Source organism: Bacillus sp. AR4-2 (genome assembly GCF_008274865.1).
GTDB lineage: Bacteria > Bacillota > Bacilli > Bacillales > Bacillaceae_G > Bacillus_A > Bacillus_A cereus.
In genome coordinates this window covers 1,157,525-1,170,396 of the sequence record NZ_CP031062.1, presented here as the reverse complement: position 1 = coordinate 1,170,396, position 12,872 = coordinate 1,157,525, and the positions used below count along the sequence as shown (strand labels likewise).

Below are 12,872 nucleotides of genomic sequence, written 5' to 3'. Positions count from 1 at the left end.
CTATATAAATTCCTTGTTTTTATCGTGAGAATTAACGTAATATCAGCCATATTCCACTCATATTGTAATAGTGTATGTCAGAACTCACGAGAAGGAGTGAACATAATGAGCTGCAATTGTAATGAAGATCATCAACATGAGTGTGATTTCAACTGTGTATCGAATGTTGTTCGTTTTATACATGAACTACAAGAATGTGCAACGACAACATGTGGATCTGGTTGCGAAGTTCCATTTTTAGGTGCACATAACAATGCATCAGTAGCGAATACACGTCCTTTTATTTTATACACAAAAACTGGAGAACCTTTTGAAGCATTTGCACCATCTTCAAGCCTTACTAGCTGCCGTTCTCCCATTTTCCGCGTAGAAAGTATAGATGATGATGACTGTGCTGTATTGCGTGTATTAACTGTAGTTTTAGGTGATGGTACCGCTGTACCACCTGGTGACGACCCAATCTGTACGTTTTTAGCTGTACCAAATGCAAGACTAATATCAACCTCCACTTGCATTACTGTTGATTTAAGTTGCTTCTGCGCTATTCAATGCTTACGCGATGTTTCTATTTAAAACTAAATAATGAGTTAAGCATGGATTGGGTGGCAGATAATTCTGCCACCCAATCCATGCTTAAAGAGTATTCTTATGTAAATTTCTTAAAATTGGGAACTTGTCTAGAACATAGAACCTGTCCTTTTCATTAACTGAAAGTAGAAACAGATAAAGGAGTGAAAAACATGTTCTCTTCTGATTGCGAATTTACTAAAATCGATTGCGAGGCGAAGCCAGCTAGTACACTACCTGCCTTTGGTTTTGCTTTCAACGCGTCTGCACCTCAGTTTGCTTCACTATTTACACCACTATTATTACCTAGCGTAAGTCCAAACCCAAATATTACTGTTCCTGTAATAAATGATACAGTAAGTGTCGGAGATGGCATTCGAATTCTACGAGCTGGTATTTATCAAATCAGTTATACATTAACAATTAGTCTTGATAACTCACCTGTTGCACCAGAAGCTGGTCGTTTCTTCTTATCATTAAATACACCAGCTAATATTATTCCTGGATCAGGTACAGCAGTTCGTTCTAACGTTATTGGTACTGGTGAAGTAGACGTATCCAGCGGTGTTATTCTTATTAACTTAAATCCTGGTGACTTAATTCAAATTGTGCCAGTTCAGTTAATTGGAACTGTAGACATTCGTGCTGCAGCATTAACAGTTGCACAAATTAGCTAGTAAAAAGCGGTATTTCTAATACAGAAATACCGCTTTTTATATATAATAAAAAACACTCACAGTAGCATGAGTGTTTCATTCTTCATATTGTTTTATTGTGTTCTTCTTTTTCCCACAATTGCATCCCTTTTTCTTCACAAATCCTTGTTGTTGTAATTGTTCTTGATATGCCTGTTGTTGTGCTTGGTGTTGTTGCTGTATATGATACCACTGCTGCAGGTCATATGAATTTTGCCTTGGATTATTGCTCACAGCAAACATCTCCTCTACTGTCAATTCTGTCTATTTACTATATGAACAACTCTTTATTTCCGTTCCCTCATTCTTTTAAACTCCGCTTTTTCTCTTATTATGAAAATATATTATTCTCCCATAAAATATCCTGTAATCGTTTCAATGATTGCTGCTGCTCCTGCAATGGCTAATAATGCAAGTAACGGTTCTGCAACGATAGGAATCCAATTATATAAGACTAATAAAAAAGCACTAACCCATACACCTGTACACCAATAACAGCTTAACAATTCGCCAATCCACTTTCTTAATCCTTTACCTTTCACTTTTGTAAACGTTGATACACTTCCATCCGGCTCCGTAATCTCTAATTCATCAATAAATGGTCTTCGCAAAAAGGCTGTAATTTTATCATAAACAATTAAACGAGTGAGCCTAAAAGCAGCTAACGCAAAAATAAAAAATAAAAGCCAGCTTGTAAACAGCATGATTCCACCTTCCCTTATCCTCTTTCGCCTATTTAAAAAAAAAGGTCTTGAGATTGTGACCAAATCTCCTCGACTCCAATATCTTATTAATGTAAATACAAACAAGAAGATAAGGAGTGACATTAATGAGTTGTAACGAAAATAAACACCATGGCTCTTCTCATTGTGTAGTTGACGTTGTAAAATTCATCAATGAATTACAAGATTGTTCTACAACAACATGTGGATCTGGTTGTGAAATCCCATTCTTAGGTGCACACAATACTGCATCAGTAGCTAATACACGCCCTTTTATTTTATACACAAAAACTGGAGAACCTTTTGAAGCATTTGCACCATCATCAAGCCTTACTAGCTGCCGTTCTCCAATTTTCCGTGTGGAAAGTGTAGATGACGATAGCTGTGCTGTACTACGTGTATTAACTGTAGTTTTAGGTGACAGTTCTCCGGTACCACCTGGTGACGATCCAATTTGTACGTTTTTAGCTGTACCAAATGCAAGATTAATATCTACAACTACTTGCATTACTGTTGATTTAAGCTGTTTCTGTGCGATTCAATGCTTACGCGACGTTTCTATCGTAAAGTAAACTAAAAAACTATTGGGGTGGTAGAAGCTTTCTACCACCTTTACATATTTAAAAACCGGCCATACTAATCGATTGGATATCATCTATAGACAGCCTAATATCTCTCATACTATTTTGCGGCATAATAGATACAATGCCATTTCGATACGATATGATCGATCCAACATATGAGACTGTAGCTGTTTTTATTCTGCACCTTACTTTCGGAATGTAATGAGGGCGGTTTAGTAAAAAATGAATTTTTTCATCATTATTCATATCCTTAAATGATTTATTATACGGGACAGTTCTTACTGGTTCTGGTTCTTGCTCTTCTTGCTCTTCTTGTTCTGCGTGTTCTTCTTTTTCTTCTATTTTTTCTTCCACTTGCTGCTCTTCTTGTTGTTCTTGTTCTATTACCTCTTCCACAGCACTACTTACAATATTTTCTTGTCTATTACTTTTCTCTTTTTGATCTTCATTTTCAAAGTTTGTCAGGATAATCCTTTTTATTTTCGGTGCAGCAAGTTCTAAACTTACTTGCGTGATATATAACAACGGTTTTCCAACTGTTGAACTTTTATTTTTATTCTTCACACTCGTCCCTCCCACTTCCATACGTAGCTAAATAAATCGTGTACTATTATAGTTATATTCATCACCTGATAAGAACTTTCGTTAAAAATCGTTCTTTCTCAGAACAAATAAAAAGGACAATCTCATCATTTAGAGATTGTCCTTTAAAATTTAATATTATATTTATCCTAGGATATGATACCCTGAATCAACGTGAATGTTTTCTCCTGTTACACCTCGAGCTAAATCACTGAATAGGAATACTGCTGTATCGCCAACTTCTTCTTGCGTTGTTGTGCGACGAAGTGGTGCGCGCTCCTCAATTTCTCTTAAGATTGAGTTGAAATCGCCTACACCTTTTGCAGATAACGTACGAATTGGTCCTGCAGAAATAGCGTTAACACGAATACCGTGTTGACCTAAATCGTTCGCTAAATATTTCACGCTCGCTTCTAATGAAGCTTTCGCAACACCCATAACGTTATAATTTTTCACAACGCGCTCGCCGCCAAGGTATGTTAACGTTAAAATATTTCCGCCTTCTGTCATTACTTTTTTTGCTTCTCTTGCTACAGCTGTTAAAGAGAATGCACTAATATTTTGTGCAAGTAAAAATCCATCGCGAGAAGTATCTACAAATTCACCTTTTAAGTCATCGCGATTTGCAAAAGCAATACAATGTGCTACACCGTGAATAGTACCTACTTCTTGTTTAATTGTTTCAAAGCAAGCTGTAAGTTCCTCATCATTCGTTACATCACAAGGTAATACAAGTGATTCTTGTCCTTCTAATGTGTCCGCTAATTCACGAACGTTTCTTTCTAAACGTTCTCCTGCATATGTGAATATTAATTTTGCACCTGCATTATGCAAAGAGCGAGCTATTCCCCATGCAATACTTCTTTGGTTCGCAACGCCCATAACAACAAATGTTTTCCCTTGTAATAGTTCCATGATATATCCTCCCAGAAATACTTATACTTGTCATTAGTACCTGATACTATAATTATAGTACCATAAAACCGCTTAAAGGCAAACAAAAAAGTCATTAACAGAAATTTGTTAATGACTTTTGGTTTCTATAAAAAACCGCTCTAATCCTTCTTCCCAAGACGGCATTTGTGAAAAACCATTTAATCTTAGCATGTTATGTTGAAAAATAGAATATTTGGGCCTCGCAGCCGCAGCCCCGAATTCTTCCGTTGAAACAGGTAATACATGCACTTTCATATTGGCGTACGAAAATATCTTTTGTGCAAATTCAAACCAAGAGCATGAGCCTCTGTTTGATACGTGGTATGTACCGTATAAAGAAGTATGAATGAGCTTATTAATAACCATATTCAAATCCGCCACATACGTAGGAGAGCCAACTTGATCCGCTACAACAGATATTTCATCTCTTTCTTTTCCTAATCGCATCATCGTTTTCACAAAATTATTCCCATATTTACCATATAGCCACGATGTGCGAACGATAAAATATTTATTATGTAACTCTTTGACGAACTGCTCCCCCGCATACTTAGAGGCCCCATATATATTTATCGGTGCTGGACTATGAAATTCGTCGTATCCATCTGGTCTGGCGCCTTGAAATACATAATCAGTACTAATATAAACTAGCTTCGCCCCTACTAATTGTGAAGCAACCGCTACATTTCGAGCTCCGATTGCATTTATTCTATATGCAAGATCCTGTTCTTTCTCCGCATGATCTACTTTCGTATAGGCAGCACAATGAATAATTATATGTGGTTTTATTTCTTGTACCACTTGTTGTATTCGGGATATATTTGTCACATCTAATAACTTTTTATCAAATGGATATATATCATATTCTTCAGAGTCTAACTCTTCAAATAGTTGCTTTCCTAATTGACCGTTTGCTCCTGTTATGATAACCCTCTCTTTCATTTAACATGCCCCTTACTGGTCTTTTAGTGGTTTCCACCATTCCTTATTCTTTTCATACCATTTCACCGTCTCTTGTAATCCTTGTTCAAACGTATATTTCGGTTCCCAATCAAATTCATTCTTCATTTTCTCTGCATCAATCGCATAACGACGATCGTGCCCTAAACGATCTGTAACATATTCAATGTCTTTTTTTGTTTTTCCTAAAAGAGTAATAATTTGTTCCACAACTTCTACATTTGTTTTTTCATTATTTCCACCTATATTATATACTTCTCCGACACGTCCCTTATGCAAAACAACGTCAATCGCACTGCAATGATCCGTTACATGTAACCAATCTCTTACATTTAAACCATCACCATATAACGGTAGTTTTTTTCCTTCTAGTGCATTCGTAACCATTAATGGAATTAATTTTTCAGGATACTGGTACGGTCCATAATTGTTAGAACAACGCGTTACTATAACCGGTAATTGATATGTTTTATAGTAAGATAGAGCTATCATGTCCGCGCTCGCCTTACTTGAAGAATATGGACTATTTGGAGCTAACGGCGTTTTCTCTGTGAACTTCCCTGTTTTTCCTAAAGAGCCATACACTTCATCCGTTGATACTTGCACAAGTTTTATATGCGAATATTTTTTAACTAGTTCTAATAAAGTGACCGTCCCAATTACATTTGTATCATAAAAAGGAATCGGATTTTCAATACTACGGTCCACATGTGATTCAGCTGCAAAATTTACAATCACTTGTACGTCCCGCTCTTTTATAACGTGTTCTAATAGCTCTCCATTTTGAATTTCTCCCTTTACAAAAAAGTAATTCGGGTGATCCTGAAGAGATTTTACGTTATTTAAATTCCCGCTATATGTTAATGCATCGTAATTAATAATTTTATATGTTTCATAACTTTGTAGCATGTAATGAACGAAATTACTTCCAATAAATCCAGCCCCACCTGTTACTAATATATTCATAAACAACGCTCCTACTTAAAAACTATCTTCATATTCCTCTAATAATGGTAATATCTGATCCTTATCGGACAATATAGGATCGGTTACTGGCCAAGGAATTGCTAAATCTTTATCTTTCCAAAGTAATCCTGAGTCATGCTCTGCGCTATAATATTCATCTACTTTATACATAACGATAGTATGCGGAACAAGCGTGCAAAATCCATGCGCAAACCCTTTTGGCACTAGTAATTGCCGATGGTTATCTCCACTTAAAATATATCCTTTCCATTGTTTAAATGTTGGTGATTTTTTTCGTAAATCAACGATAACATCATAAATTGCCCCTTGCATAACTTGAATGAGTTTCGTTTGTGCTTTCGGTTTTTTTTGAAAGTGTAGTCCCCGAATCGTTCCTGCCTTAGCCGAATAAGATACGTTATCCTGTACAAATGAATACGTTATCCCTAATGTTTCTAGCACCTGCTTATTATAACTCTCTGAAAAAAAGCCACGCTCGTCTCCAAACAACCTCGGTTCTAACAATTTTGCATCGGTAAAATTTGTTTCTACAACTTTCATATTCTCACCTATTCTCCGTTAAACTGTTTCCCAAAATTAATATCACGCGCTAACGTATTCGCCTTTTGAAGCGAAGCATGAGTTCCCGCATCAGTCCACCAGCCGTTCATTTCATTATAAGTAAGTACCCCTCGTTTTAAATACCAATTATTTATATCTGTAATTTCAAGTTCTCCCCGTGCAGAAGGTTTTAATTCTTTAATATAAGAAAAGACTTTCGAATCATACAAATAAATTCCCGTAACCGCATAAGAACTTTTCGGCTCTTTCGGCTTTTCTTCAATTTCAACTATTTTTCGGTTTTGAATATGTGCTACGCCAAATCTTTCGGGATCTTCTACAGATTGCAATAGCACTTTCGCACCTTCTTTTTGATTTGCAAACTCTTCAACATACGGAAGAATATCATCTGAAAAAATATTATCACCTAATATAACTACCATACGATCATTCCCGACGAAATCTTCACAAAGCCCTAACGCCTGTGCGATCCCGCCCGCTTTATCTTGCACACGATACGTAAAGGACACTCCAAATTCATGACCACTCCCTAAAAAGCTAACAACATCCCCCATATGCTCTTTACCTGTAATAATCATAATATCTGTAATATCGCATTGTTTTAGCTTATATACCGCATGATAAATCATTGGATACCGACCAACAGGAAGTAAATGTTTATTCGTTACTTTCGTTATTGGATATAATCTCGATCCAGTACCACCTGCTAAAATAATTCCTTTCACTTTGCATCTCTCCTTTATGATGGAGATAATATATCTTTGTAATGTTCTACAAACACTTTCCGATACTTCTCATATGTATCCGCATCAAACTCATCCCCGTTGTAATGAATACACCATAAATTTGCTTGATTTGGGATACCGATTAAATAACCAGCCCTTTGAAACTCTAAAGACTGTGACACATCATAAAAGTGAAACCCTTGAAACAAATCTTCTCGCCACGGAATATCATACTGCGTTGCCATGAATAAACCATCAATTGCCTGAACTGACAAAAATGGTTGATTACCATAAAAAACCTGATCTAAATTTAATAATTGATAATTCCGTCTTCTATACTCAATCACTTTCCCTACTAAATTTTTTCCTTCCCACCATATCCCGTTATTCGGTAAAAACTGAGCTCCAGCGACTCCTATTAAACCAAGCTTTTCATTTTCTTTAAAAAGAGATATAAGTGTAGAAAACATGTCTCGATTAATAAGATATGTATCTTGATGTATATACACTTTGTATTTCGCTGGATATGAAAGGGCTCGGTTGTATGCACTCGCCATACTTTGTGCATCTCGTATCGGAAAAATTTGTACGACATAACCAGGGGGAACAAAAATGTTTCTTATTTGGCTCTCACATTGTTTGAAAAGCTCCTCATTATTTACACAAACAACGACTAATATTGTATGATCTTTCATTTTTGTCCCCCCTTTTATTCTTCCTTATTTATATCTGACATATAGTGTTCCACAAATATTTTTCGATACTTTTCATAGTTCGTCATATTCACATCAAAATGATAATGGATACACCAAGCATCGCGCTGTACAGGTACACCAACTGTATATCCTGCTTTTTTAAATTCAAACGATTGAGATACATCATAAAAATCAAATCCGTCAAATAAGTCTTCTCGCCACGGAACATCATATTGTGTCGCCATTAATAAACCATCAATACATTCTACAGGAATAAATGTTTTTGATTCATGATACGGTTGTTCTAAACTTGCCATATAAAACAAATCATTCATATAACCAATGACCTTTCCTACAATTCCACGCCCTTCGTTCCATACACCAGTTGGAGGAACATATTGCGCTCCAACCATCCCAATCATACCAAGATGTTCATGTTCCTCAAATAATTGAAGTAATCCGTATAAAAAGGCTCTATTTATAATAAAAACATCTTGATGTATATACACTTTATACTTTGCTGGATGCGAAATGGCTTGATTGTATCCACTCGTCATACTTTTCGCATTTCGAATCGGCATAAATTGGACAATATATCCTGGCGGTACTAACAATTGCAATATATGTCGCACGCAGTTTGCATACAATTTCCGATCATTTATACATGTAACAAATAATATTGTTTTGTCTGCAGCACTCATAATTGTGATTTTTCAGCTTCAATAATATACTGAAATACAACTGTCTCAGCCATGAAGCCACTTCCAAGACGATATTTTTTACAAATTCCATATAACTCCTCAATAAGCGGCTCATACATTTTATGATCAACATATACACGATCTACTTTACTAATTGAATATCCTGCTTTTAAAAACATTCTTAGCATTTCATTGAATGTAAAGAAACGAATATGTGTTTTATCTAATAAACCATATTCTGTATACGTCCAATTTCCAGCAAGCAAGGGAGCTAATACTGAAATATGAGCAACGTTTGGTATACTTGCTAAAATCACACCATTTTGCTTTATATATGGCTTTACTTTTTCTATTACAGCCCATGGATTAAATAAATGCTCTAATACATCCCCAAATATGACGCAATCAAATTGCCCCTCCTCATAAGGAAGATCTATTTTTTCTATATCCCCTAAAATAACATGATCTAGTCTTTCCTTCGCTTTTTCTGCCGCCTCTGGAAATGCCTCAATTCCTGATACACGTGTACCGTTTTCTTTAATAGCTGCTCCCAATACACCGCTCGAGCAACCAATATCAAGAACTTCTTTCCATTCCTTTTTTATATGCTTTAATAAATTCGGATTCGCTGCATTATAATAATGCTCGGATTTTTCTTCATATAAAGAACTTTTTTCGCGACTCATTTCACACACTCCTTATGCAAATTGAATTAGAAATATAAATCTCATATGAATTCTATAAAGTGCAGATTTTGTTCATCCCCCACTGATTATTAGCCCACAAATAGTAGTATAAAACCTTTTATTTATATTGGTTACGTTACTGATACTCTAATATATAACCAATCTATTAGAGTTAGAATAACGATACATCATTTCTAAAAAACGAAACCTATTACACTTTATATGGTTTATCAAAAACTCCCCGAAAATATTTACGGTTATATTCAATTGCAGCATTATTCGGAACATAAGAAGCTGCTAATTCATTGTAATAATACGCTTTATCCTGCTCCCCTAACCTGCTATAACAAATACACATTTGTAAATAGGGTAGCCATGTGTAGCTAGCTGGACTATGGAAAGGACTCTCCGTTGCCATTGGTACTTCCGTTGCAAGTTTAAACCAAAATATCGCTTCATTATATTTTTCTTGTTCCATATATATATATCCTATTCTTGTACAATTCTCTCCTCTAGGGACGCCATACCGAAACGACTTCACACAAGATTCGATTGCCTTCTCCCACATTCCGAGCTTTGCATAGCAATCTCCTAACTTACCACATGCATAAATTTTCTCTTCATACCATCCTTCGTCTTGATTAAGAAATGTTTCATATAGAAGAACTGCATCATCATATTTTTGGTTATCCGTAGATTCATTTGCGTAATAAAATAAATCTCTCGGACTTAATTCTTCACCTGCCGCTACAGTATTTTGAAAAATTTTCAAATTACGATTTGTTACTTTTTTTTCTTTTTTATGTGTAATAGCAACATTACTACTAAAAACCTCACCAGAAATAGCTAAATACTCATGAACCTTTCCAAACCATTGGAATTGTTTTTCACGCTTTACAAGTCGATTTCTTTTTGTACAATATAAAGGTTTCCCGTTAGAATCCATCGCAAGATGATAAGGCATCGAAACAGCATCAATTTTAGGATCTAATTCTCTTTTTAAAAGTTTCAATGCTTCTTGAGCATCTTCTAATAATACGTCATCTGCATCTAGCCACAATATATACTCTTGCGTCGCTTTTGAAAAAGAAAAATTTCTTGCTGCTGCAAAATCATCAATCCACTGGAAATCATATATGTTAGAAGTGTATTTCTCTACGATTTCTTTCGTTCGATCGACGGAGCCTGTATCAACCACTATAATTTCATCCACAATTTTTTCAACTGTGTCTAAACAACGGGCTATTGTCTCCTCCTCATCTCGAACAATCATACATAAACTAATTGTAATTCCTTGCTTGTTCAACATAATCACCCTCTTCCAAATCAATCATATGTTATACATATACTAAACTTTCCATTTTTTTAAATTGTTCAAGTAGTTTAAGATTTCTTTTCAATAATTCAAATGTCCGTGTCATTTTCTTTCGGTTTTGCATCTACTATATAATGAACGCTTTATGGAGGTGAATTTATGTCAAATAATAATTATTCAAATGGATTAAATCCCGATGAATCTTTATCAGCTAGTGCATTTGACCCTAATCTTGTAGGACCTACATTACCACCGATACCACCGTTTACCCTTCCGACTGGGCCGACCGGGCCGACTGGACCTACTGGACCTACGGGGCCGACTGTACCTACCGGGCCAACTGGACCTACTGGACCTACGGGGCCAACTGGACCTACTGGACCTACGGGTGGCACTGGGACTACTGGACCTACGGGGCCGACTGGTGACACTGGGGCTACTGGACCTACGGGGCCGACTGGTGACACTGGAGCTACTGGACCTACGGGGCCGACTGGTGACACTGGGGCTACTGGACCTACGGGGCCGACTGGTGACACTGGGGCTACTGGACCTACGGGGCCGACTGGTGACACTGGAGCTACTGGACCTACGGGGCCGACTGGGGCTACTGGACCGACTGGACCGACTGGACCATCCGGACTAGGACTTCCAGCAGGATTGTATGCATTTAACTCCGCTGGGATTTCTTTGGATATTGGACTTAATGCTCCAGTACCATTTAATACTGTTGGATCTCAGTTTGGTACAGCAATTTCTCAATTAGATCCTGATACTTTTGTAATTAGTCAAACTGGATTCTATAAAATTACCGTTATCGTATACACTGCAGCAGTAAGTCTATTAGGAGGACTTACAATCCAAGTAAATGGGGTATCTGTTCCAGGTACTGGGGCCACTTTAATCTCAGTTGGAGCACCTATCGTTGTTCAAGCAATTACGCAAATTACGACAACTCCATCATTAGTTGAAGTAATCGTTACAGGGCTTGGGCTATCATTAGCTGTTGGTACAAATGCATCTATTATTATTGAAAAAATCGCTTAATTTTTTACTTAGCAGTAAAACTGATATCAGTTTTACTGCTTTTTCAATTTCAAATTCAATCATGAAACATTCGCTATCTACATAATCATATTGTTGTATGACATTTTGCAGGAGGCACAAATATGGAAAGTAAATCTGCTGTTCAGCTTTATCTCGAATTGCTAAAGAAGACCATTTTATTTGAAATATGGTTAGAATATGAGGCATACTTACCCGCATCTCTACATATTTCGAAAGAACTAGAATTCGAGCCAGTTACAGTCCCCCTCCCTTTATTCATTAAGCAATATGCTGAAAACCATAACTTAAAAATTGTAAAACCAAATGTTTCAAAAAGTGAACGCCATGATGGAATGGATTGGCCAAGAGCAGCACATAGTATGATTGGTCGAGAACGTATGAACCAATTACAAGAGGCGATGGAAACCGTTGTTCGTGAAAATATAGAAGGTGATTTTATTGAAACAGGTGTATGGCGCGGAGGTTCATGCATTTTTATGAATGGTTTTTTACAAGCAAACAACATTACGAATCGTAATGTGTGGGTTGCAGATTCATTTGAAGGTTTGCCAGCACCGAATCTAGAACAATATCCAAAAGATTACGGTGATTATTTACACACATTCGATTACTTACGCGTCTCTTTAGAACAAGTACAAGAGAATTTCAAAAAATATGATTTGCTAAATGATCAAGTGAAATTTTTAAAAGGCTGGTTTAAAGATACTTTACCAACAGCACCAATCGAAAAAATTGCAATTGCACGGCTTGATGGTGATATGTACGAATCCACAATGGATGGTCTCGTGAACTTATATGATAAAGTTTCTAAAGGTGGCTATATAATTATCGATGACTACGGGCTACCGCCATGCGCTGAGGCTGTGACAGACTTTAGAAACCAACGAAATTTAAAAGCCCCTATTACTAAAATTGATGTATTTGGCGTTTATTGGAGAAAAGAATAAAAAAGATTTAATCTATAGGAGATTCCATTTTCACTCATTCTTCTCTTACTTCTAATCCAATTAAGTATTCTTTTTCGGAATCTCCCTACATATAACAATTGTTTTCCTGTGTTCTCTCACTACAAATTGAAAATTTTATTA

The 12,872-nt window shown here is 36.3% G+C and carries 17 protein-coding genes; 5 read left to right on the top strand and 12 right to left on the bottom strand.

Annotated features, from left to right (window positions below):
* The first annotated feature begins 105 nt into the window (after positions 1-105).
* Complete coding sequence (cotY, locus tag DN399_RS06120; protein ID WP_001277719.1) at positions 106-573, top strand: spore coat protein CotY; 468 nt, start codon at positions 106-108, stop codon at positions 571-573.
* 167 nt (positions 574-740) lie between these two features.
* Positions 741-1,244, top strand: a complete 504-nt coding sequence (gene exsF, locus DN399_RS06115; protein ID WP_000492939.1) for an exosporium protein ExsF — start codon at positions 741-743, stop codon at positions 1,242-1,244.
* Between the two features lie 75 nt (positions 1,245-1,319).
* Here the strand turns inward: exsF and DN399_RS06110 are convergent, their stop codons facing one another.
* Positions 1,320-1,505, bottom strand: coding sequence for a hypothetical protein (locus DN399_RS06110; RefSeq protein ID WP_029948404.1), 186 nt, complete (start codon positions 1,503-1,505; stop codon positions 1,320-1,322).
* Between the two features lie 101 nt (positions 1,506-1,606).
* Positions 1,607-1,966 (bottom strand): DUF1360 domain-containing protein, encoded by a 360-nt coding sequence (locus tag DN399_RS06105; protein ID WP_000899662.1) that lies wholly within the window; start codon positions 1,964-1,966, stop codon positions 1,607-1,609.
* Positions 1,967-2,091: 125 nt separating this feature from the next.
* On the opposite strand from DN399_RS06105, the gene exsY reads away from it, so the two are divergent.
* Positions 2,092-2,556 (top strand): exosporium assembly protein ExsY, encoded by a 465-nt coding sequence (exsY, locus tag DN399_RS06100; RefSeq protein WP_001277744.1) that lies wholly within the window; start codon positions 2,092-2,094, stop codon positions 2,554-2,556.
* A gap of 48 nt (positions 2,557-2,604) precedes the next feature.
* Here the strand turns inward: exsY and DN399_RS06095 are convergent, their stop codons facing one another.
* The 10 genes from DN399_RS06095 to DN399_RS06050 form a co-directional block, all read right to left on the bottom strand.
* Positions 2,605-3,153: a spore coat CotO family protein gene (locus DN399_RS06095; protein ID WP_002023550.1), complete on the bottom strand. Its 549-nt coding sequence runs from the start codon at positions 3,151-3,153 to the stop codon at positions 2,605-2,607.
* Between the two features lie 141 nt (positions 3,154-3,294).
* Positions 3,295-4,065 (bottom strand): enoyl-ACP reductase FabI, encoded by a 771-nt coding sequence (gene fabI / locus DN399_RS06090; protein ID WP_000421886.1) that lies wholly within the window; start codon positions 4,063-4,065, stop codon positions 3,295-3,297.
* Between the two features lie 108 nt (positions 4,066-4,173).
* Positions 4,174-5,028, bottom strand: coding sequence for a dTDP-4-dehydrorhamnose reductase (gene rfbD / locus DN399_RS06085; protein WP_000664652.1), 855 nt, complete (start codon positions 5,026-5,028; stop codon positions 4,174-4,176).
* A gap of 12 nt (positions 5,029-5,040) precedes the next feature.
* On the bottom strand, positions 5,041-6,012 hold the full coding sequence (gene rfbB, locus DN399_RS06080) for a dTDP-glucose 4,6-dehydratase (RefSeq protein ID WP_001024166.1): 972 nt from the start codon (positions 6,010-6,012) through the stop codon (positions 5,041-5,043).
* Positions 6,013-6,027: 15 nt separating this feature from the next.
* Positions 6,028-6,573 carry a dTDP-4-dehydrorhamnose 3,5-epimerase gene (rfbC, locus tag DN399_RS06075; protein WP_149149406.1) on the bottom strand — a complete coding sequence of 182 codons (546 nt, stop codon included), beginning with the start codon at positions 6,571-6,573 and terminating at the stop codon, positions 6,028-6,030.
* An 8-nt stretch (positions 6,574-6,581) separates the two neighbouring features.
* Entirely contained in the window at positions 6,582-7,319 is a 738-nt protein-coding gene (locus DN399_RS06070) for a sugar phosphate nucleotidyltransferase (RefSeq protein ID WP_000676157.1), read from the bottom strand.
* Positions 7,320-7,333: 14 nt separating this feature from the next.
* On the bottom strand, positions 7,334-8,014 hold the full coding sequence (locus DN399_RS06065; protein WP_000651527.1) for a glycosyltransferase family protein: 681 nt from the start codon (positions 8,012-8,014) through the stop codon (positions 7,334-7,336).
* Positions 8,015-8,028: 14 nt separating this feature from the next.
* A complete protein-coding gene (locus DN399_RS06060) occupies positions 8,029-8,715 on the bottom strand; it encodes a glycosyltransferase family protein (RefSeq protein WP_001271180.1) in 687 nt (228 codons plus the stop codon).
* Positions 8,712-9,401: a class I SAM-dependent methyltransferase gene (locus tag DN399_RS06055; protein WP_149149405.1), complete on the bottom strand. Its 690-nt coding sequence runs from the start codon at positions 9,399-9,401 to the stop codon at positions 8,712-8,714. Before DN399_RS06055 ends, DN399_RS06060 begins: the two co-directional genes overlap by 4 nt.
* Before the next feature lie 211 nt (positions 9,402-9,612).
* Positions 9,613-10,710 (bottom strand): glycosyltransferase, encoded by a 1,098-nt coding sequence (locus tag DN399_RS06050; protein WP_000932908.1) that lies wholly within the window; start codon positions 10,708-10,710, stop codon positions 9,613-9,615.
* A 165-nt stretch (positions 10,711-10,875) separates the two neighbouring features.
* Between DN399_RS06050 and DN399_RS06045 the strand changes: the two genes are divergently transcribed.
* A complete protein-coding gene (locus DN399_RS06045; protein WP_000069728.1) occupies positions 10,876-11,763 on the top strand; it encodes a BclA C-terminal domain-containing protein in 888 nt (295 codons plus the stop codon).
* Positions 11,764-11,885: 122 nt separating this feature from the next.
* On the top strand, positions 11,886-12,731 hold the full coding sequence (locus DN399_RS06040; protein ID WP_000444386.1) for a TylF/MycF family methyltransferase: 846 nt from the start codon (positions 11,886-11,888) through the stop codon (positions 12,729-12,731).
* The last annotated feature ends 141 nt before the right edge of the window (positions 12,732-12,872 follow it).

Excerpts from the sequence above, each read along its gene's own strand:
- rfbB (WP_001024166.1), bottom strand. The coding sequence starts at position 6,012 with ATGAATATATTAGTAACAGGTGGGGCTGGATTTATTGGAAGTAATTTC.
- cotY (WP_001277719.1), top strand. The coding sequence starts at position 106 with ATGAGCTGCAATTGTAATGAAGATCATCAACATGAGTGTGATTTCAAC.
- rfbD (WP_000664652.1), bottom strand. The coding sequence starts at position 5,028 with ATGAAAGAGAGGGTTATCATAACAGGAGCAAACGGTCAATTAGGAAAG.
- DN399_RS06045 (WP_000069728.1), top strand. The coding sequence starts at position 10,876 with ATGTCAAATAATAATTATTCAAATGGATTAAATCCCGATGAATCTTTA.
- DN399_RS06095 (WP_002023550.1), bottom strand. The coding sequence starts at position 3,153 with ATGGAAGTGGGAGGGACGAGTGTGAAGAATAAAAATAAAAGTTCAACA.
- DN399_RS06040 (WP_000444386.1), top strand. The coding sequence starts at position 11,886 with ATGGAAAGTAAATCTGCTGTTCAGCTTTATCTCGAATTGCTAAAGAAG.
- exsY (WP_001277744.1), top strand. The coding sequence starts at position 2,092 with ATGAGTTGTAACGAAAATAAACACCATGGCTCTTCTCATTGTGTAGTT.
- DN399_RS06055 (WP_149149405.1), bottom strand. The coding sequence starts at position 9,401 with ATGAGTCGCGAAAAAAGTTCTTTATATGAAGAAAAATCCGAGCATTAT.
- rfbC (WP_149149406.1), bottom strand. The coding sequence starts at position 6,573 with ATGAAAGTTGTAGAAACAAATTTTACCGATGCAAAATTGTTAGAACCG.
- DN399_RS06065 (WP_000651527.1), bottom strand. The coding sequence starts at position 8,014 with ATGAAAGATCATACAATATTAGTCGTTGTTTGTGTAAATAATGAGGAG.
- DN399_RS06050 (WP_000932908.1), bottom strand. The coding sequence starts at position 10,710 with ATGTTGAACAAGCAAGGAATTACAATTAGTTTATGTATGATTGTTCGA.
- exsF (WP_000492939.1), top strand. The coding sequence starts at position 741 with ATGTTCTCTTCTGATTGCGAATTTACTAAAATCGATTGCGAGGCGAAG.
- DN399_RS06060 (WP_001271180.1), bottom strand. The coding sequence starts at position 8,715 with ATGAGTGCTGCAGACAAAACAATATTATTTGTTACATGTATAAATGAT.
- DN399_RS06105 (WP_000899662.1), bottom strand. The coding sequence starts at position 1,966 with ATGCTGTTTACAAGCTGGCTTTTATTTTTTATTTTTGCGTTAGCTGCT.
- DN399_RS06110 (WP_029948404.1), bottom strand. The coding sequence starts at position 1,505 with ATGTTTGCTGTGAGCAATAATCCAAGGCAAAATTCATATGACCTGCAG.
- fabI (WP_000421886.1), bottom strand. The coding sequence starts at position 4,065 with ATGGAACTATTACAAGGGAAAACATTTGTTGTTATGGGCGTTGCGAAC.